Genomic DNA, 20,061 nt, shown 5'->3' on the forward strand with positions numbered 1-20,061 from the left:
CTACAAGCTGAATTCCGCGAAATCACGCGCCGTGCGCTCGTTGGAAGGAGCCGAGACACCCGACGCAGCACCCGCAACAGGTTCGCCAGCAGAGCCCGTAGGCAAGCCATCGGCCTCCATGAGCGCTTGCAGCGTCATGCCCTCGTTCTGATGCAGGATATCGAGGAGCTCGACGAAATCGCGAATGACCTCGCGCGGCGTGATATGCGTATGAGCACCCACGCGCTCGAATTCCGTCTTGATGAAGAGCGCCAGGTCTTCGTCGGAAAGCGTGGGCTCGTAGCCGAACAGCCCCGCATGAATATCCTGCAGGCGGCCGGCGAGCACCAGCAGTTCCTCGTACGACAGAGGCACCAGCTGAATGACGGGCGCGAGCATGTCCTTATACTGCGCGCCTGCAAAACGCCCCTCCGACAGACGACTGCGCAGCGCCTCGTAGCTATACACGCCACGGCGGCGATCCTCCACCGCCTGGGGCGTGCCACCCATGATAATGCCCAGGTAGCGCGCCTTGCCCTGCAGCGTGTCGTTGTACATGGTGAGAATCTTCTCGTAGTTGTACTGACGCGAAATGGCGTTGGGAATCTTGTAGATGTTCACCAGCTCGTCGATGAGCACGAGCATGCCCGCATACCCCGCCTGCTTCAAGAAGCAGGCGAACAGCTTGACGTACTCGTACCAGTCGTCGTCGGTAATGCAAATGCCCACGCCCAGCTCGCGGCGTGCTTCCGTCTTGTTGGCGTATTCGCCGCGGAACCACTTCACCACGCGCGCCTTCGTTTCGTCGTCGTCTTCCACATACGAGCGGTAGTAGAGCGTGAGGAGCTGCGCGAAATCGAAGCCGTGCACCATTTCCGAAAGGACACCCACTGCCTCGTGAATGCGCGCTTCCACGGCAGCGGAAAATTCCGGCGAGCCCACGGCATGCGACGATTCCGCGGCGACGGAGCTTTGCACGCCCGAGATCCAGCGATCGAGAATGAGCGTAAGCGCACCGCCTTCGGGGCGCGTTTTCGTGGACATGTTCCTGATGAGCTCTTTGTACGTGGCGAGCCCCTGGCCCTGCCCGCCATGCAGGCGACGTTCGGGGGAAAGGTCGGCATCGACCACGACGAAGTTGCGGTCCATCGCGTACGTGCGAATGGTTTGCAGAAGGAAGCTCTTGCCGCTGCCGTATTTGCCCACGACGAAGCGGAACGTGGCCCCGCCATCCTGAATGATTTCCACATCGTGCAGCAGAGCGTCGATTTCGGCATCGCGCCCCACCGCAATGTATGGCAGGCCCACGCGCGGCACGACGCCGCCCTTCAGCGCGTTGATGATGGTGTTGGCAATGCGCTTGGGCGCCTTCTTCATACCGAGCAATCCTTCCGAACAAGTGTTCTAGTTTTCTGCATCATAGCACGGAACAAACGCGCACGAAAGCGCGCCGCGAGAAGCCCACGCCCTACTCCCACACACCATGCGCACAATGCATGCCAGCTATTGCGCATTCGATGACACCCTCCACCGCATCTAGGGGCTTTGCAATGCCCCCATGTGAACAGATATAATTGATACAATTCACGTAGTAATGGGGCCAAAGGGGTTTGGCGTATGAGGAAAATCCGCATTGGAGACGCGGTATCTACGCCTGGCGGGCGTAGTGGCGTCGTGCGCGGTTTCCCCGACAAGCGCAACGTGAAAGTCATGCTCTTCCACGACAATGGCCAGCCCGATTCCCCCAAGATCTTCCCCCTCGGCGAGGTAACGTACATCAAGCCCGCCGAGGTGACCACGAAGAACCTGCGCGCGTACTACCGCTTCGAAATCCCCCTAAGCGACATTGCGCCCAACAGCGATCCGCTAGCGGGATACAAGCTCAAGGAGCCCTGCTACGTCAATCTCGACGATGCCATGCGCGCCCTATTCAACATGCGCGACTGCGCGCTCGACGCCGCCACGTTCGTGCGCTGGGTCGACCCATACGCGAAGAAGCGCCAGCTCCAAGAGGCAATCGTCTTCGTTTCCGACAGCGAGCACAAGCGCGCGCTCGAGCGCAACGGCGAAATGCCGCCCCATTCGGAAGCCGACATGCTCCTCATGCTGCGTGCCTGCTACCGCGACGTCGTGTACGCCGTGACGACGGGCGAAATCGCCGAGAACGACACCGAATTCCTCGACTACGACCGCATCCTCACCGACTGCCAGCACCTGCGCAGCGGCAAGGGCGAGCGCGTGAAGCCCTACCTATGGTCGCGCGCCGCGCGCACCTCGTACGTTATGGGGCTCACCGACGCACAGCTGGCCCAGATGGATAAGCTCCACCACGAGGAATACCGGCGCATCCTGGAAGAGCTCTGTGCGGAAGGGCACGCGGGCGCCATGGAGCGCAAGGCGTACTCCTGCTACGGCGGAAGCCCCGCCTACGAATGCGACTGGGTCGCCTCGCGTGACTTGCTGCTGGCCCTCATGGATCGCAGCGACATTTCCGACGAGAAGAAGCGCTTCTTCGCAAACACGCTGGGCTACCTCTTCTACTACGGGCGCTGCAACGACGGCGTTCCCGAATACGACCTGGCATTCCGCTACTACTGCATCGGCTTTTTCGGCATGGTGCGCGAATCGGCCTACAAGCTTGCCGACATGTATATGAACGGCAAGGGCGTGCCCGAGAACCACCTTGCCGCGTTCAACCTGCTCACCTGGGCGTTCTCGCGCAATCTGGAAGACTTCACGGCGGGCAACCCCGAAAGCAAGTTCGCCGATGCCGCGCTGCGCATGAGCAACGCCTACCGCAACGGCCTGCACGTGGGAAAAGACCGCTTCCGCGCCTACGAGCTCATCACGCAGGCAGCCTGCGCCCTGCGCGAACGCGCGCGCAACGGCTCGCACTACGGCGACGCCATCGTGGCGGCGAACATCGACTACGAGCTCGCCGAACTGCGCATGGAATTCCCCGACGCAGCGCCCACGAAGTACCTGAAGAGCCACCAGCCCAGCCACCTCGAGCAGGCCTTCCAAGATGGCTACATCGTCGATGTCGCCATCGAGCGCACGAAGAAGGGCATCGCGTTCATCGCGAAGCGCATCCCGAAGTCCGATGAGGAGCGGGCGCATTTCGTGCTGGTCACACACCCCTGCCACGGCTACTGCAAACTGCATTCCACCATCGAGGAGGAAGGCCGAGGCATCCATTACCTGCAATTGAGGGAAGGTGGGCGGTTCCACGCCGACACGCTGCGTCCCTGCGGCCGGAAGAACGGCGTGCCCTGCTACGAATTCCTGCACGAAGGGCGCGTCGTCGCGCGTTTCGCCTGCAAGAGCTACCGCTTCCGCGTCGACTGGAAGGGCGCCTGGAACGCGCGGCGCCATACGTTCGCACGCGTGGAATTCACGCGTGGCGGCAAGACCTACGATTACCTCTGCGACGGGCTGCCCGCCACCAAGGGCTGCCTCGTGGTGGTGGAAGTGAACGGCGTAGAGAAGATTGCGCGCGTGGTCGACCTCATCAGCTGCACGAACAACGAGATGATGCTCGATGCCGCCAGCTACCGGCACATCGAGCGCCTCGCCATCGGCGGGCACTAACCTACGCTAACCCAGCAATTCGCGCACGTCGTCCACGTAGTCCTCGATAAGCTCGGGTGGCTCCGTCGCGGCATCGACCACGATATCCCCGAACTCGTCGAAGAGCTTCTCATTCACCGATTCCGCCAGAAGCGATGCCATAGCGCCCCGCTCGCGCTGGAACTCCCTCACCGACCCGCCATTCACGAGAACGCGCAGGAAGTCCAGCTCATCGACAGAAAGGCCAAACGGTGCTTCGCCAGAAGCGCTATCACCGAAGGCCTCGCCGCCAATGGGGCTAGCGGCGGCAACTTCGCCAGCCGCATCGGGCACGCCCGCCAAAGGCTCGCCAGCCGGTTCCCCTTCCGCAACAACGGGAGCAGCCATGGGGAGCGAAGCCAGCGCATCGAGCTCGTCCTCCTCCACGATCAGGCGGTCGCGCGTGACGTCCGCAGCCGCGCGAATAGCCCCAAGCTTCCCCAGGTCAATGCGAACCGCACGCGCCTCGGCCTCGCGACGCAGGCGAAGGAGCTCACGCGTTTCCGATTGAATCGCCTCGACGATGTACTTCGTGCTCATGGGAGCCGCAAGCTCGCGCGCGTCGCCATACTCCACGCGCATGATGGCGTCGACGGTCTTCAGGAAATCGCCCACCCACGCCTTAGCCTTCTTCGGCGCAGGAAAACGCAAGCGTATCCACGCATCGTCGCGGCAGTACACGCAATCGACGGCACTGATGCGGTAACGGTACCCGCCCCGCTCGAGCGGATTGCAGAAAATCGCTCGCTCGAACGGATGATACCAATTGGGCTTGCGCTTGCCGAACAGGCGCTCAGGCAGCGTGCGCGTAAGCTTCTCATGGTGCTGGGCCACGACGCGGAAAACCTTCACCGCCACGCTACGAAAATCGTCACCATGCTCGGTCACGAACGCCGAGGTAGACACGCGATACGACGACAGGCGCGCAAGCGCCTGGTACAACTCGGCATCGGGCGTGGCATCCCATTGGGTAACCGCCATAAGCGCCGCATCCTCCGCGCGCTTCGGAAGCTTCCGAAGCAAGGACGACGGCAAATCGAAATACACAACGTAGTCATCGGCCCAGTCGTCGATATAGCGGCCAATGGATGGATCGAGCTCGCGATACGCATCGCCAAAGGCGACCAGACAGTCGTACCCCTCCCGTGCGTCCTCCACGCCAATCTGGTTGATGAGCTCGTACAAGTACACGAACGCATACGAAATCGACGTCGCCTGCACGTCGCCCGCGCGCACGCGCGAGCGCCACGTGAGATACGTGCGCAGCTGATCGTTGTTCATGTCGTCGTACGTCGGGAAATAATGGCTGAATGCGGCTTGCCCCGCGAACTCGTCTTCGCACGACTCCAGCACGCGCGCTTCGCGCACGAAGCGCTCCGTCACCGTGAGCCGTCGCACTTCAGGCTCCTTCGCCATTTCGCGCACGCGCCTCACCTCAGCAGGCGCGAACTGCGAAAGCTGGTTTGCCGTCATGAGAATGGGCTGGTCGGAGTAAACCGCATCGCTGAACGCGGCACGCTCGCCCAGCCGCTCGGAAAGCTCATCCCGCAAAGCGCGTATGCGATCGCGCTTGGCAAAGCCGCGACCCTCTTCCATGGCTACCCCACGTTCACGGCGATGCCCGCGGAATGCACGATCCATGCCGTGCCAGCGGAATCGTTGATCCAGGCGTTTTCGAAATCGGCACGCGGATACGTGCGGCGCACATCGCCCACCTGGCTCGATTCGCTTGGCGCCTGGTCGTCATCTTCGTTCTGCGCCTCGGGCGTCGTGGGTTCGCTGGCGGCGGAAGCCTGCCCGGCAAGGACGTTGACCACGACGGCCTGCTGCTCGGCCACGGTGGGCAGCGCGGGAGCCGCACCCGCCGGGTCGTTCACGATAACGTCGCCCGCCTCATCGATGCCGCACACCACCATGGCGTGGGCCGCATCCTCATAGCCGGCGTCCGGCAGGTTGGAATTCGTCACATTCAGCTGAACCACCACGGGAACGCCCAGTTCGAGCACGTTTTCCAACTGCGCGAGCCCCGAAAGGCGCGTGGCATAGGCAACAAGGCCGCGCGACGCGCAGAATGCCGTGGCGAAGGGGGCCGTTGCGCACGAATCGGCAGAGCTGTCGAGCATATGGGCGGCAGCCCAGGAAACGCGCTGGTCGGGCGCGAACCCAAGCGCAGATAGCTCGTCCTCGGAAGGACCCACGTTCCACCAGTCCAAAAGCATGGCACACGCTGCGGGCGCGCTGGAGGCAGCGCCTTCGCCGGACGCAGCCCACGCGTACTGAGGCACGTCGATGGCGTCGATGCCCTCATGCTCCTCGCGCTCGACAATATCGGCCTCTTCGTCGAACAACGTGGAAACCAAGCTGGCCATGTACAGCGACACGGGGGCGTCGCTGCCAAGCGGCCGCAGGAGCGTCACGCGCATCTGCACGTTGTAGAGCCTGCGCTCTTCGGCAGCCGCGAACACGCACGACGAGGTACTGCCCGCATCAAGCGAATTCTGCTCGGAATAACTATGCAGGGCATCATCTTCCGAAAGAGCAGCCCCGCTCCAACGCGCCAAGGAAACCCAGTCGGTTAAGCTGCCGTCTTTGCGGCGGCCGCGCACATCAACTTCCAGCCAGCAACCCGCCGGCACGGAAGCGCCCCACGAAGCCATGAGCTCGGTGGCGCCGAACGAAAGCTCGAGCTCGGGCGAAATCCACGTACCCGCCTCGAAATCGATATCGACGGGCTTGCGCGCGAATTCGTCGGAAAGCGTGCGCGTTTCAGTTGCGGAAGCGTCGTCGAACACCGCATGGCCGGCGGCGTCGAGCGTGAGCCCGTTGAAGGTGCCGCGGTCGAGCTTGTTGGCGCCGCGCCACACCGTAAGGCTGATATAGCGCGCCACGTTGGCGCCCTTCGACGCGCGCGAGCTCTTGCTATTGGAACCCGACTTGGCCACGCACCCAGGCAGGGCGAACGCCACGGACCCCGCCGCCGCCAAGCCCCCGCACAGCGAGACGAACTTGCGACGCGAATACATATGCGAGGAACAATCGGGCACGGCACACTCCTTAATCTATGCGGCAAGTATACCGCAGGCGCCTTGCGGGCACGCCCCGTGCAAACGGAGGCCACAAAGCATCATCGCAGGAAAGTGCTACGCCGCAGGATGCGCCAGGCGGGGCGGCAGCGGAATCTTCGCGCCCAGAATGGCCGCCACGATGACCACGGGCAAGCTCGACAACGGGAAGCAGAGCAGCAGCAGGCAGATTGCCAGAAGGGGCTTGCGCGTCGTGACGCCGATGAAGGCCGATGCCGTTGCCGTTACGGCGAACATGGGGTCGACCCCCGTAAGAGCCGCCAGGGCGAACCCGGCCACCACCCCCGTGAAAATGTTCGGAAAGATCGTGCCGCCGCGCCATCCAGCGCCAATGCAGAGCGGCGTAACTGCGCACTTCAGCACGGCCGTTGCGACAAGGGCAACTGCGGGGATGCCCACCCACGCCCCGGCGATTTCACGGCACTGCTCCTCGCCCGAAAAGAGCACGTAGGGAAACGCCAGGAACAGCGCGCCCAGCACCAGGCCGCATAGCGCGGCCGCGATAACGGGATATGCATCGACCAGGGGCTTCATGCGCCGGGCCAGCGAACGAGCCGCATGCGATTCCACGCCCAGCGCATAGCCCACGGCCACGAATAGCACGCCCCAGAGAACCTGGTCGAGCCTATACGAAATGGCATCGAACCGCGGAAGGCCGCCCATCTGGGAAAAGAGCAGCGATACCGCCCACATTCCCGCAAATGCGCCCGCGGCGGCGGCCACATACAAGACCACCTTCGCCACGCGACGGAACGTGAACAGGCGCGGGTTGGGCACATCGCCCAGCGCCTCGCGAGCAGCCACGATACCCGCAAACGGAGCTCCGAATACGGCGGTGAGCGTAGCGGAAACCGTGACGTCGGCAAGCGACTGCGCGCCCAAGCCCGCACGTCGCAGGGAATCGCCCACCCACGTGACCAGCGCGGCAATAATGCCGGTCAGTCCCGCCTCCGGACCCACGGACCCGCCAAAGACCAGGGGCAGCAGGAACAGGACGACGGTTGCAGCCGGGCGCTCGAGGGCATAGCCCCCTTCGCGCTTCACCTGCGCAAAAACGTCTTCGAGCTCTTCGGGAGCGGCATGCGTGCGCTTCGAGAGCATGCCGATGACAGCCCCGCCAATGGGGCAGACCACAAGCGGCAGCCACCAGGCGCCAACCGCCGCGGGAAGCGCCGACCATACGAGCGACACGCCCGCGTTCATGGCACGCAGCAAAAGCGACACGGCCGCTCCCACCACGGCGCCCATCGCCAGCGACACGAGTACCAAGGCGAGCACGCCCGCAAGCCGCGGTTCCGACTCTCCGTACTCCCCCACCAGGGGACGCGCGTCACTCATGGCCATTCCGCTTACGCATGCTTTTCACGTGGGAGGAAATATCCTCGAGCTCGCTCGGGAGGAGCTCGGGCAAGCGCTCGAGGCGGTCGAGGAACAGCGCGACGCTCTCATCCCTGCGCGCATGCATGATTTCCTGGCTGTAGCTGACCACCGCACCGGTAAGGACGGCGACAAGGAAGACGCTCGTGACGCTAAGCAGCACCGACACGATACGCGCCAGCGGCGAGGTGACGGTAACGTCGCCAAAACCAATCGTGCTCACGATTTCGAAGCAGTACCACAGGGAATCGGCAAACCCGCCGATGGCGGGATCGAATAGCCAGATGAGCAGCGAGCAAACGAGATAGACCACCACGAAACCCACAGCGGCCCGCTGTAGCCCCGAGCTCCGTATAACCGAACGTACGATTCCAAACTTGAACATGCACCGCTCCCGCCGTTTTTGCGTATAGTATACCCGCCAATCGTTTCCCACCAGGGAACATCCCATGTGAACGAGCGCCATTGCTTACGAAAGTGTCACGTTCGCCGCAGTGCAAACAGGTATGATGGGGACATGGACACGCAGGTCAACATATACATCGTGGAAGACGACGCGACGCTGCGCGAGGGGCTTTCCAACTTGCTGCGCCTGCAAGGGCACAACGCCATACCGTGCTTCGATTTCGCGCACGCAGCCGAAGAGGCCATCGCGCAATCCCCCGACCTGGTAATACTCGACCTCAAGCTGCCTGGCGCCGACGGCCATTCCATCTGCCGCGCCATCCGCGAGCGCAGCGAGGTCCCCATCGTGGTCCTCACGTCATCCGACATGGAATTCGACGAGGTCATGGCGCTTCAACTGGGCGCGAACGACTACATCACCAAGCCGTATCGTCCAGCCGTTCTGCTGGCGCGCATCGATGCCATCCTGCGCCGCTCGAACGCCAAATCGAACCTCATCGAACATAATGGCGTCACGCTCGACCTTGCGTCGGGGACGGCATCCACGCTCGAACGAAGCGTCGAGCTCACGCGCAACGAGCAGCGCATCCTGGCAATGCTCATGGAAAATCCGGGCGCCATCGTCACGCGCCGCGAGCTTCTCTGCGAGCTCTGGGAATCCGACGCGTTCGTCGACGATAACACCCTCACGGTGAACGTGAACCGCGTGCGCCGCAAGCTCGCGTCCATCGGCGCGCCCGAATCCTTCCTGGAAACGAAGCGGGGACAGGGCTATGCCGTCCAATGACGCACGCTACACGCCGCTCGCGTATCTAGCCGACCGCGTGGCCGTCGTGGTGCCGCTTATCGTAGCCGCCTGCGTTTTGACCCTGGCGCTTTCCGCATTCGGAATCAGCAACTCGGGCATCGCGCTCTGTCTCGCCATGCTGTTTGCCTGCGACATCGCGGCCCTTAGCATCGACTACATCCGCCACGCGCGCTACTTCAGGGAGCTCGCCGCCATTTCCGACCGCATCGAGCACATCGGCGAGCTCGGCAACCTGGCGCCGCTTCCCCATTCGATCGAATCGCAGATTGCGCAAGACGCCATCGAGGCATGCGAGCTTGCCGCATCGCGCGACATCAGCAGCGAGAAGCGAAGCGTGAGCGACTACCGTACCTACGTCGACCTATGGATTCACGAGGTGAAAACGCCCATCGCCGCCGCGAAGCTCCTTACGGCCGGGATGCACGGCACCGATGCCGACACACTGCGACTAGAGCTGGAATCCATCGAGCGCCAGGTCGAGCAGGCGCTCTATTACGCACGCTGCTCGAACATAACGAATGACTACCACATTCGCGAACTGCGCCTGGCCGCCGTTGCGCGCGAAGCATGCAAGCGCCACGCCAATCTGCTCATCGCCAGCGGCGTACAGCCCAAGCCCGCCATTTCCGAAGACCTTACCGTTTTGGCCGACGAGCAGTGGCTCCTCTTCATCCTGGGGCAGCTCATCGCGAACGCGGTGAAATACGGCGCCACCGAGCTCACGTTCAGCGCCTCATCCCACGGGGAAAACACGAGCACCGGCCACGTGGACCTCGTCGTCGCCGACAACGGCTGGGGCATTCCCGCAGCCGACGTTCCGCGCGTGTTCGACCGCGCGTTCACGGGAGAAAACGGCCATCGCGCGGGCAGCTCCACGGGCATGGGGCTCTACCTGTGCGCCGTCATGTGCTCGCAGATGGGGCTACGCCTGTTCGTGGCATCCGAAGAGGGAAACGGCACGCGCATCACGATTTCCTTCCCGCTCAACCAGGCCAACAAGAGTCTATGTGACAAAAACGAAAGAGAGCTGTAAGCCTAATCGATGGCGAGGCATCACGTGGGTTTCTAGCATGGTAATCGCCACATACGAAAGGAGATCGCTATGGCAGAAACATTCGCGGAAGCACGCATCGGAGCAACGGGTACGCAGAACCAGCCCGCGCTTTCCGTTCAGAACCTGGAAAAGAGCTTCGGCAGCAAGGACATCGTCACCCGCGCCCTGGCGGGCGTTTCCTTCGAGGTCGAGAAGGGCGAATTCGTAGGCGTGATGGGCCCCTCGGGCTCGGGCAAGAGCACGCTGCTGAACTGCATTTCCACCATCGACCGCCCCTCGGCGGGCGAAGTCACCGTGAACGGCACGCAGATTTCCCGCCTGCGCGGCGGCGCCCTCGCGCGTTTCCGCCGCGAGGACCTTGGATTCGTCTTCCAGGATTCCAACCTGGTCGACACGCTCACCGCGCGCGAGAACATCGAACTCGCGCTCACCATCCAGCGCAAGCCCGCACGCCTCATCCGCACCGAGGTGGAAGACATTGCGCAGCGCCTGGAAATCACGAGCATCCTCGACAAGATGCCCCACCAGATGTCGGGTGGCCAGCGTCAGCGCGTCGCCGCAGCCCGCGCCTTCGTGGGCAACCCCTCGCTCGTGCTGGCCGACGAACCCACGGGCGCTCTCGATTCGCGCAGCTCAACGCACATGATGGAGCTGCTCGACACCATGAACCGCGTCACGGGCGCAACCATCATGATGGTCACCCACGACCCCTTCGCCGCCAGCTGGACGCATCGCATCCTCTTCATTCGCGACGGCAGGCTGTTCAACGAAATCCGCCGGGGCAACCGCTCCCGCAAGGATTACTTCTCGCAGATCATGGACGTCATGGGCTTCCTGGGTGGGGAGGCGTAGCATGTACTTGAAACTCGCCTTGCGCAATATGCGCAAATCACTGGGAGACTACGCCGTCTACTTCGTGACGCTCTTCGTAGGCGTAGCCGTCTTCTACGCGTTCAACTCCATCGAGGCTCAGCAGATCCTCTTCGACATCCGCGAAAACGCGGACATCTTCAAGTCGGTTTCCGAATTCATGGGGCTGTTCTCGTACGTCGTCGCCTTCGTGCTTGGCTTCCTGGTCGTCTACGCGAACGGATTCATCATCCGCAGGCGCCATCGCGAATTCGGCACGTACCTCACCCTGGGCATGACAACGCGCGGCGTCACCATCGTCATGCTCATGGAGACGCTGCTGGTTGGCCTGGCGGCGCTCGCGCTGGGCGTTGCGGCGGGCTTCCTGCTCAGCCAGCTCCTCTCGCTCGCCACGGCCAAGCTCATGTGCACCATCATCCAGCACTACCAGTTCATCTTCTCGGTGGACGCACTCAAGAGCACCGTCTTGTGCGTGGGCATCATCTTCGCAGTGGTAGCCCTGTTCAACGTCGTTTCCATCGGACGCACGAACATCGTGAAGCTACTCGACAGCGGCTCGCAGCAGCAACGCATCATCATGCGCAACCCCATTGCAAGCACGCTCGTGTTCATGCTTTCCATCGGCATCCTGGCGTTCGCCTACTTCCGCCTGGCGGAAACCGGCCTGGTCTCGCTCGACGACCCCCGGTTCATACAGGCAACCATCGCCATGCTCGTGGGCACGCTGCTGTTCTTCTGGTCGGCATCCGGCCTGACCATCGCTGCCGTAAGCAAGCTTTCCGCATATCGCCGCGGCCTCACTGCGTTCACCATGCGCCAGGTAGCTGCCCGCATCAACACGGCGTTCCTCTCGCTGTGGGCCATCAGCGTCATCCTCTTCTTCGCCATGACCATCTTCTCCACGGGCATGGGCATCGCGAGCGCGCTCATCGACAACTCGGGCAAGCTCACGCCCTACGACTGCTCGGCTCCGCTCTACTACCATGCAAGCCAGACGGGCATCGACAAGCTTGACGCATACCAGGAAACCCACGGCGACCGCGTGGCGGCCATCCGCCTTGCCGACCCGAATTGGGATACGTACGTCCGCGAATCGGTGCAGCTCAACACGTACGACCTCGCAAGCGAAACCGACGGAACCTCGTTCACGTACGGCGAAATGCTAGGCGCATCCGGCGTAGTCCTAGACGAATCCCTGGCGTACATCGAGGATGGGCCGGTTTCCATTCAGAAGCTTTCGGAATACAACGCCACCATGCGCATGATCGGCCAGCCCGAAGTGCATATCGGCGAAGGCCAGGCAGCGCTCGCCAACACCGTCGACATGGTGAAGACCCAGGCCAAGGAGCTGCTGGAAAAGCACGCGCATGTCACGTACAGCGGCATCGACCTTGAAATAACCGCGAGCACGTCGGTGGAGGAATCGAATACGGCAATGGGCAGCGTGGGCCTGGTCATCATCGCGAACGACGATGTCGTAGACCAGCTTATCGCCAGCGGCCACGCAACCGAGTCGTACACCTACCTGAACTTCATGTTCGTATCCGACGATGCCAGCGCATACGAGGAGGCGCTCTCGAACACGCGCAAAGCGTGCGAAGAGGCCTATGGCGACAGCTGGCCCCTGGAAGCCACGCTCACCGGACAGGAAATGTACTCCCAGGCGACCTTCCTGCATATGCTCGTAACGTACCTGGCCATCTACATCGGGTTCGTGTTCCTCATCGCCGTTGCGGCCCTGCTCGCCATCAGGCAGCTCACCGACGTAGCCGATTCGCTTGCACGCTACCGCACGCTTTCGCGCATTGGAACCGACCAGCGCGACATCCAGCGCTCGCTTCGCCATCAGGTCGAGCTGTACTTCCTTGCCCCGCTTGCGGTTGCGATCTGCCACACGGCATGGAGCATCGCCGTTATGTCGAAGACCATCATCCCCGCACTGGGCGTCGACGCTACGGGATCCATCGCACTCACGGGCGCGCTCATGCTCGTGATCTATGGCGGCTACATGCTCATCACGTACTTCGCAAGCAAGCGACTCGTACGCGGAGCGCTTGCCCGCTAGCCTAACCCCAACACCCCTTCCGACAAACAGAAAGCCGGCCCGCAGCGTTTAGCTCCGGGCCGGCTTTCGTTATGCCAGATTGCGCAGCCTACGCGCTCTTCTTGGCGCGCAGCGCATGGGCAGCTGCGCCGATGCACACGCCCAGCGCGGCAGGCAGAAGCCAGGCAAGGCCCATGTCGAACAGCGGGACATATGCAGATGCCCAGCTCAACAGGCCCAGGAACGGAGCCTGCGCCGCTTCGGGCAGCCCGTTCAGAAAATCGAGCACGCACGTTACCGTGACGCACGAAACAACCGCGATATACACTTCGCGGGGAACGGAGACCCAACGACCCGCAAGCGCCAAGACGATGAGAACGATGGCAAGCGGATAGAGGAACATGAGCACGGGTGCGGCGTATTCGATTACGCGCGTAAGGCCCGCGTTGGCGATGACCAGCGACAAGACGGCGAAGATGATGACCCACGCCCGATACGACGGCCCCTTCGGGAACGACTCCTTGAAGAATTCGGCGCAGCTCACCAGCAAGCCCACGGCCACCTTCAAGCATGCAAGGGCAACCGTGACGGCAAGGATAACCAGGCCCGCCGGCCCGAAATACGCCGTGGCGATTTGCGTAAGTGCGATGCCGCCATTTTCGGACGCGCCCAGCGCACCCACGCTCTGCGCGCCCACGAGGGCAAGCGCGCCGTAGATGACGACCATGATGGCGCAGCTCACCGCGCCGCAGCGCACCACCTCGCCCGCAATGGCGCCACCATCGGAAACGCCCAGGCGACGGATTACCTCCACCACTACGCCGCCGAATGCGAGCGCGGCAAGCACGTCCATGGTGTTGTAGCCTTCGAAGAAGCCACTCGAGAACGCATTTGCGTCATAGCCCGCAGATGCGGATGCGGCATCGATGGAAGACAGCGGGTTGGCGAGCGCCGTTACCAGCAGCACCGCCAGGAAAACCAGGAAGAGCGGCGTGATGACCTTGCCAATCCACGTGAGGATCTGGCCGGGCCTCATCGCCAGCAGCACGGCAATGACGAAAAACACGACCGTGCACGGGGCGAGCCACGACGAGCCAACTAGCGGCTCGATGCCCACCGTGTAGGTAACCGACGCGCAACGGGGAATCGCGAAGAACGGGCCAATGGTGAGGTACAGCACGCCCATGAAGGCAAGGCCCCACCTGCGACCAACCTTCTGCGCAAGCTCGAGACCGCCCGACGCGCGGCTCGCGCCCAGAGCGGCCACGCCCAAAAGGGGCAGGCCAACGGCGGTGATCACGAAGCCCAGCGTAGCCACAACCACGTTTCCCGCGGCAAGCTGCCCCAGGTGAACGGGGAAAATCAAGTTGCCCGCACCAAACAGCATGCCAAACAGCATCACCGAAACAGATATCCTATTCTTAGCCTTCACCGGCGCTCCTATCATTTGAAAAACAGTGGGCATGATAGCACGCGCGGCGTGCGGCACGCCAAAGCGTTCACACTCCCTCGACACGAAGCGTCCCACCGCAGCGCAGCTGCTACAATCCCAAGGAAGCACACCAGCGCGCCATGAAAGGATAAGCATGCGAAACATCGAGCTCAAACGCGTATACCGTCATTTCAAGGGCGACTATTACCTCGTGGAGGACATCGCGCGCCATTCCGAAACCAACGAGGAATACGTGGTGTACCGCAAGCTCTACGGCGACGGCTCGCTCTGGATTCGCCCCAAGAGCATGTTCCTTTCGGAAGTCGACCACGACAAGTACCCCAACTGCGAGCAGAAGCACCGCTTCGAGCTGCAGGAAATCGAAAGCGTAGCCCACAAGGCATAAAAAGAGGCGGCACGCGCAAGCGCACCGCCCCTCGTGAGGTATAAGCCAGCCCTAGCTGCAGATCTTGCCGGGGTTCAGAATTCCCTTCGGATCGAACACGGCCTTGATGCCTGCCATGAGGTTGATGGGCGTATCGCCCAGGGAAGCGCGCAGATACTCCTTCTTCGCATGGCCAATGCCATGCTCGCCGGAAATCTGGCCACCCAGTTCGGCGCACTTCGCGTATGCGGCCTCCATCACCTTGGCCGACTGCGCCAGGAATTCGTCCTGGTCCATGTCGTTAGCGCAACAGTAGATATGCAGGTTGCCGTCGCCCGCATGGCCGAAGGATCGAATGCGCGTGCCGTTCTGCTCGCCCACGCCATGCACGTACTCCAGGAAGTTGGCGATGCTGTTCACGGGAACAACCACGTCCATTTCGTCGATATGCTGCGTATCGGACTCGATTACCGTGAGGAACGAGCTGCGCGCTGCCCACACGCTGTCTTTCTGAGACGGGTCCTGAACGACGAGCGTGTCGAATGCGCCCTGCTCATCGGCCACCTCCGCCAAGCGCTCGGCACGCATGAAGATCTCGTCCTCGTCGTTGCCATCGAGCGTGACCAGAATGTAGGCGCCCACTTCGTTGCCGTCCACTTCCGTGGGGAACACGTGGTTGCCCGTGGCCTCCGCCGACGTATCGACGATGTCGCGCTCCATGAACTCGATGGACTGGGGGTCGAGTCCGGCCAGCTTGATTTTCGGAACCGACTCGATGGCCGCTTCGATGTTCTGGAACGGCAGGATGAAGCTCATGTCCTCACGCGGATTCGGCACGAGCTTCAGCGTGAGCTCGCAGATAACGCCCAGCGTGCCCTCGGAGCCAATCATGAGGTGCAGCAGGCTGTAGCCCGAGCTCGTCTTCGTAACGGCACGGCCAATATGCTGGATTTCGCCCGTGGGAAGCACGACGGTCATGGCAAGCACGTAATCGCGCGTAGTGCCGTACTTCACCGCACGCATGCCGCCGGCATTGGTGCTCACGTTGCCGCCCAGAGACCCCGTCTTCTCGCCGGGATCGGGCGGATACATCAGGTCGTGGTCCTGAGCGTCGGCAGCGAGGTCGCACAGGCGCACGCCCGGCTGAACGCGCACGTTCAGATTGTCCATGTCGTATTCCAGGATCTTGTCCATGCGCATCGTGCACAGAACGACACCGCCGAAGAGCGGCGTGCTGCCGCCCACCAGACCCGTGCCAGCGCCGCGCACCGTAACGGGAATGCTGTTTTCATAGCAGAGCTTCATGATGGCAGCCACCTCTTCGGTGGTTGCGGGCAGGCAAACCGCCTCGGGCATGCGCGTGCCGTAGATGGGCATTTCGTCATGCGCGTAGTCTTCGGCGATATCCTCGCCGGAAAGGCAATTGTCGGCGCCCACGATTTCCGCGAGCTGGGAAATCAGCTCGGGCGTTAGCTCCTGATACTCGGGCATGAAAGCTCCTTTCCACGCGAACTCCCCCGCCCGCGTGCTCAAAAAATCCCTCAGTGATTGACTGTTATACCAGTTAAAGGGCCATTTTTAGGGCAGAGATAGGTAATTCCCCCAGAATAAATAAGGCCCACTAGCGAGCCGAAGCCGCCAGTAGGCCATAAGAAAACGCTACGCTTGCAGTTTCGCCAAGCGGGCATGCAGGAACAGCCCTTCGTCGGTATCGGCGATAAGACGAGGCGTCGCATATTCCTCGATGATGCGCGCCGTGGAGTGAATGTCGAGGTTATCGCGAATTGCGGCATCCACATCGGGAAGGGGCTCGTGACTGTAGATGGTAAGGTCGTACGGGCTGCTCACCAGCGTGAACCCGGCAATGCCCGTGGTCTTCTGATACGCCGCGGAAAAGCCGCCGTCGATGCAGATGACCTTGCCGCCCGCCTTCACCGGGTCTTCGCCGTCCTTCACCTTCACGGGCACGTGGCCGCACACCAGGTGCGCCGTGTTGGGGTCGAGCCCGAAGTCGCGGAAGATGCCGTTATAGGGTTCCTCGTAGTCGAACAGCTGGTAGAACGCGTTCTTGATTTCCTTGCGCGCTTCCTTCTGGCGGCACATGTAAATCTCGAACGTGGCCATCTTGCTCTTGGCGAACAGCGGCGAGCCCTCGCCCAGCCACAGGTACCACATGATGTCGCGACCACGCTTGCGCTCCGCCTCGTCTTCGGCGCGGAAGCCGCGGTACACCCATTCCTGCAGCTCATCGTAGAGCGCCAGGCCCGAGCAGACCTTGCCGAAAATGCTGACTTCCTTCAGCGAGCCGTCTTCGTTCAGGGGCACGCACGCGTGCAGCAGCAAGTTGCCATTGGAAAGCGCGTACAGGCTGCCTCGGTCGAGCAGCACGCGCATATGCTTCTGAAGCGTCTCGCATTCCATGAACTCGCGCTCCAGATGGCGCATGACTTCCTCTTCTCCCTGCGTGAGCTGGTAGGGATGCTCGCGGTCGACCGTGGGCAGATGGAGGTCGGTGACGTCGTACTCCACGCCGTCGACCGGCACCACGCCGCGCTCGTAGTCGATGAGGTGCAGCAGCTTGCGACTTTCCAACCCAAAATCGGGATTCTCGTCGATGAGCTGCGCTTCCACCTTGAACTGCAGAATGGCCATGGCCTTCTGCACCTTCACGGCAGCGTCGAGCTCTTCGGGCGACAGGCCCGGGTTCACCTTCAGCGCGAAAGCTTCGCACGGGTCGCCCGCGTACGCCTCGAGCGCGAAATCCACCAGGGGTTTCAGGTCCATGCCGTAGGCGTCGGTGAGGATGTCGAGGTTGCCATAGCGCGCGCAGTTACGCACCACGTGCGCGATGCAGCCACGCTGGCCCAGCGATGCGCCCATCCACACCATGTCGTGATTGCCCCACTGGATGTCGAGCGAGGGAAGCTTCGCGAGCTCGTCCATGATGAGATGCGGCGCGGGGCCACGGTCGTAGATGTCGCCCACCATGTGCACGTGGCCGATAACGAGACGCTGGATGGCCCGGCATAGCGCGATGATCTGCACATCGGGGTCGTTCGACAGCTCGGGCGCTTCCGCAGGAGCCTTGTCTTCCAGCCCCAGGATGGCGTACACCTCGCGCGCGACGTCGCTGGAAAGCGCGTCGGCCACGGAGCGCGGAGAACGGTCGGCCGCAACATGGCGCAGCACCGCGAGCAGGTTCTTCATCGTGCGAATGCGCCACAGATCGGCATCTTCCGCGGCTTCCACCAGAAGCGGGAGCTTGCGATGCGGATAGTACACGAGCGTTGCCAGGGCATCGACGTCGCCCTCTTCCAGCAGGTCGCCCAGCACGTCGTCGATGGCGACGCGCACCATGCCGCATCCATTGCGCAGGATGTGGGCAAACGCGCCGAATTCGCCATGCACATCGGAAACGAAGTACTCAGGCGTTTTCAGGGAATTCAGTTCAGCGGATATCTTCTTGATTTCCTCTTCGCGGTCCATGGACGTCCTTTCGAATCGTTTTGTACCGCTTAATGGTACCCGAAGGAGCGCGCGGATGCAGCTTATTGCCAAATTGCGCGCAATGCCTCGATTTCGCCGGCATAGCCCGCAGGGGAATCCTGAGGAGTCTCCAGGTAGAAGGGCAGATGGCGCAGAGCGGGATGGCGCGTTACGGCAGCGAGGGCCTCGAAGCCGATGGCCCCTTCCCCAATGCGCTCGTGGCGGTCCTTATGCGCACCGCAGGGGTTCTTGGAATCGTTCAGATGGATGGCCTTCAAGCGGTCGAGGCCAATGATGCGGTCGAATTCCTCGAGCACGCCGTCGAGGTTATCGCGGATGTCGTAGCCGGCATCCCACACGTGGCACGTATCGAGCGTGACGCCCATGCAGTCGCTCAGCTCCACGCCATCGATGATGGCCGCAAGCTCCTCGAACGTACGACCGATTTCCGTGCCCTTGCCGGCCATCGTCTCCAACAGCACCATGGTGGTCTGGCCTGGCTGCAGCACGTCGTTCAGCACCGAGACGATCTTGGCGATGCCCACTTCGGCACCCTGCCCCACATGGCTGCCAGGGTGGAAGTTGTAGCACTGGCCGGGGAAGAGCTCCATGCGCTCGAGGTCTTCGGCGAACGCGCGACGCGCGAAATCCTGCACGTCGGGTTTCGCGGCAGCGGCATTCAGCGTGTAGGGCGCATGAGCAAGCATGCAGCCGATGCCGTATTTCCTCGCGCGCACGCGAAAGGCCTCGATATCCTTCGGGTCGATGGCCTTCGCCTTGCCGCCGCGCGGGTTGCGCGTGAAGAACTGGAACGTATTCGCACCCAGCGATGCCGCCTCGTCTGCGGCCTTGGCATAGCCCTTCGCCACCGAAAGGTGCGGCCCAATTACAAGCTGTTCCACCTGCGCCCCTTCGCGTTAAGCCTGGCGCGCGTGAGCGCCTTGCGGCTCATCGGAGGAATCGCCCCAGCCATAGCGCTGCGAAAGCGCTTTCACGATAAGGGAAACGATGATGCCCGCCACAATGCCCAGCAGCATGCCAGCCAGCACGTCGGAGGGATTGTGCACGCACAGATACAGGCGCGAGAACGCAACGATGGCGGCCACCACGAAAATGGCCACCTTCCAGGGCTTTTTCACGTTACTGAACAACAGCACCGTTGCCGTGGCGAAGCCGCCGGCCGCATGCCCCGAGGGGAACGAATAGCCGTCGGGCGTAGGCACGAGCAGGGGAAGGAACGACGCGTCAACCAAGAACGGACGGGGACGCGCCACCAGCGGCTTGATGACATGGTCGCCCACAACCCATACCAGGGCGACCGCGCAGATGACGGCAACGCCCCAGCGGCGATAGCGCTTCATGCAGATAAGCACGATGCCGATGAGCAGCCAAAGGGCGCCCTTTTCGCCCAGCATGGTAATTGCAGCCATGAATGCGTCCAGGGGCGCGCAGCCTATCGCGTTCTGAATGCCGTGCAGTATCGCCAAGTCCATGTTCCCACCCTCTTAGAATCGAAATGTGCTTCCATC

Annotated in this window: 16 protein-coding genes; 6 read left to right on the plus strand and 10 right to left on the minus strand. The window is 62.3% G+C overall.

Translation table 11 applies throughout. From position 1 onward, the window contains the following. A complete protein-coding gene (locus tag AC04P6_RS03655) occupies positions 1–1,356 on the minus strand; it encodes an ATP-binding protein (protein ID WP_475565238.1) in 1,356 nt (451 codons plus the stop codon). 240 nt (positions 1,357–1,596) lie between these two features. Between AC04P6_RS03655 and AC04P6_RS03660 the strand changes: the two genes are divergently transcribed. After that, entirely contained in the window at positions 1,597–3,570 is a 1,974-nt protein-coding gene (locus AC04P6_RS03660; RefSeq protein WP_475565239.1) for an SEL1-like repeat protein, read from the plus strand. 6 nt (positions 3,571–3,576) lie between these two features. Here AC04P6_RS03660 and AC04P6_RS03665 read toward each other — a convergent pair whose 3' ends face one another. The 4 genes from AC04P6_RS03665 to AC04P6_RS03680 form a co-directional block, all read right to left on the minus strand. Beyond that, positions 3,577–5,184: a TerB N-terminal domain-containing protein gene (locus AC04P6_RS03665; RefSeq protein ID WP_475565240.1), complete on the minus strand. Its 1,608-nt coding sequence runs from the start codon at positions 5,182–5,184 to the stop codon at positions 3,577–3,579. Between the two features lie 2 nt (positions 5,185–5,186). After that, positions 5,187–6,632, minus strand: a complete 1,446-nt coding sequence (locus tag AC04P6_RS03670; protein WP_475565241.1) for a C39 family peptidase — start codon at positions 6,630–6,632, stop codon at positions 5,187–5,189. 96 nt (positions 6,633–6,728) lie between these two features. Next, a complete protein-coding gene (locus AC04P6_RS03675) occupies positions 6,729–8,009 on the minus strand; it encodes a chloride channel protein (RefSeq protein ID WP_475565242.1) in 1,281 nt (426 codons plus the stop codon). Then, positions 8,002–8,373 carry a potassium channel family protein gene (locus AC04P6_RS03680; RefSeq protein ID WP_475565243.1) on the minus strand — a complete coding sequence of 124 codons (372 nt, stop codon included), beginning with the start codon at positions 8,371–8,373 and terminating at the stop codon, positions 8,002–8,004. Before AC04P6_RS03680 ends, AC04P6_RS03675 begins: the two co-directional genes overlap by 8 nt. A 192-nt stretch (positions 8,374–8,565) precedes the next feature. Here AC04P6_RS03680 and AC04P6_RS03685 point away from each other — a divergent pair, with 192 nt between their 5' ends. The 4 genes from AC04P6_RS03685 (at position 8,566) to AC04P6_RS03700 (ending at position 13,250) form a co-directional block, all read left to right on the plus strand. Then, positions 8,566–9,240 (plus strand): response regulator transcription factor, encoded by a 675-nt coding sequence (locus tag AC04P6_RS03685; RefSeq protein ID WP_475565244.1) that lies wholly within the window; start codon positions 8,566–8,568, stop codon positions 9,238–9,240. Next, positions 9,227–10,294, plus strand: a complete 1,068-nt coding sequence (locus tag AC04P6_RS03690; protein WP_475565245.1) for a sensor histidine kinase — start codon at positions 9,227–9,229, stop codon at positions 10,292–10,294. Before AC04P6_RS03685 ends, AC04P6_RS03690 begins: the two co-directional genes overlap by 14 nt. Before the next feature lie 69 nt (positions 10,295–10,363). Then, positions 10,364–11,167, plus strand: coding sequence for an ABC transporter ATP-binding protein (locus tag AC04P6_RS03695; RefSeq protein WP_475565246.1), 804 nt, complete (start codon positions 10,364–10,366; stop codon positions 11,165–11,167). A 1-nt stretch (position 11,168) separates the two neighbouring features. After that, positions 11,169–13,250: an FtsX-like permease family protein gene (locus AC04P6_RS03700; protein WP_475565247.1), complete on the plus strand. Its 2,082-nt coding sequence runs from the start codon at positions 11,169–11,171 to the stop codon at positions 13,248–13,250. An 88-nt stretch (positions 13,251–13,338) separates the two neighbouring features. Here AC04P6_RS03700 and brnQ read toward each other — a convergent pair whose 3' ends face one another. After that, complete coding sequence (gene brnQ, locus AC04P6_RS03705) at positions 13,339–14,661, minus strand: branched-chain amino acid transport system II carrier protein (protein ID WP_475565248.1); 1,323 nt, start codon at positions 14,659–14,661, stop codon at positions 13,339–13,341. A gap of 154 nt (positions 14,662–14,815) precedes the next feature. Here brnQ and AC04P6_RS03710 point away from each other — a divergent pair, with 154 nt between their 5' ends. Beyond that, the gene (locus AC04P6_RS03710; protein WP_475565249.1) at positions 14,816–15,067 is read left to right on the plus strand and encodes a DUF1653 domain-containing protein; all 252 of its coding nucleotides are present in this window, start codon (positions 14,816–14,818) and stop codon (positions 15,065–15,067) included. A gap of 51 nt (positions 15,068–15,118) precedes the next feature. Here AC04P6_RS03710 and AC04P6_RS03715 read toward each other — a convergent pair whose 3' ends face one another. The 4 genes from AC04P6_RS03715 to AC04P6_RS03730 all read right to left on the minus strand — a co-directional run bounded on the left by AC04P6_RS03715 (position 15,119) and on the right by AC04P6_RS03730 (position 20,025). Next, on the minus strand, positions 15,119–16,537 hold the full coding sequence (locus AC04P6_RS03715; protein WP_475565251.1) for an FAD-binding oxidoreductase: 1,419 nt from the start codon (positions 16,535–16,537) through the stop codon (positions 15,119–15,121). 168 nt (positions 16,538–16,705) lie between these two features. After that, a complete protein-coding gene (locus AC04P6_RS03720) occupies positions 16,706–18,532 on the minus strand; it encodes a fructose-bisphosphatase class III (protein WP_475565252.1) in 1,827 nt (608 codons plus the stop codon). A gap of 62 nt (positions 18,533–18,594) precedes the next feature. Beyond that, complete coding sequence (locus AC04P6_RS03725; RefSeq protein ID WP_475565253.1) at positions 18,595–19,434, minus strand: deoxyribonuclease IV; 840 nt, start codon at positions 19,432–19,434, stop codon at positions 18,595–18,597. A 15-nt stretch (positions 19,435–19,449) separates the two neighbouring features. Then, a complete protein-coding gene (locus tag AC04P6_RS03730; RefSeq protein ID WP_475565254.1) occupies positions 19,450–20,025 on the minus strand; it encodes a phosphatase PAP2 family protein in 576 nt (191 codons plus the stop codon). Positions 20,026–20,061: the final 36 nt, after the last annotated feature.

The sequence above is a fragment of the Denitrobacterium sp. genome, assembly GCF_056180635.1.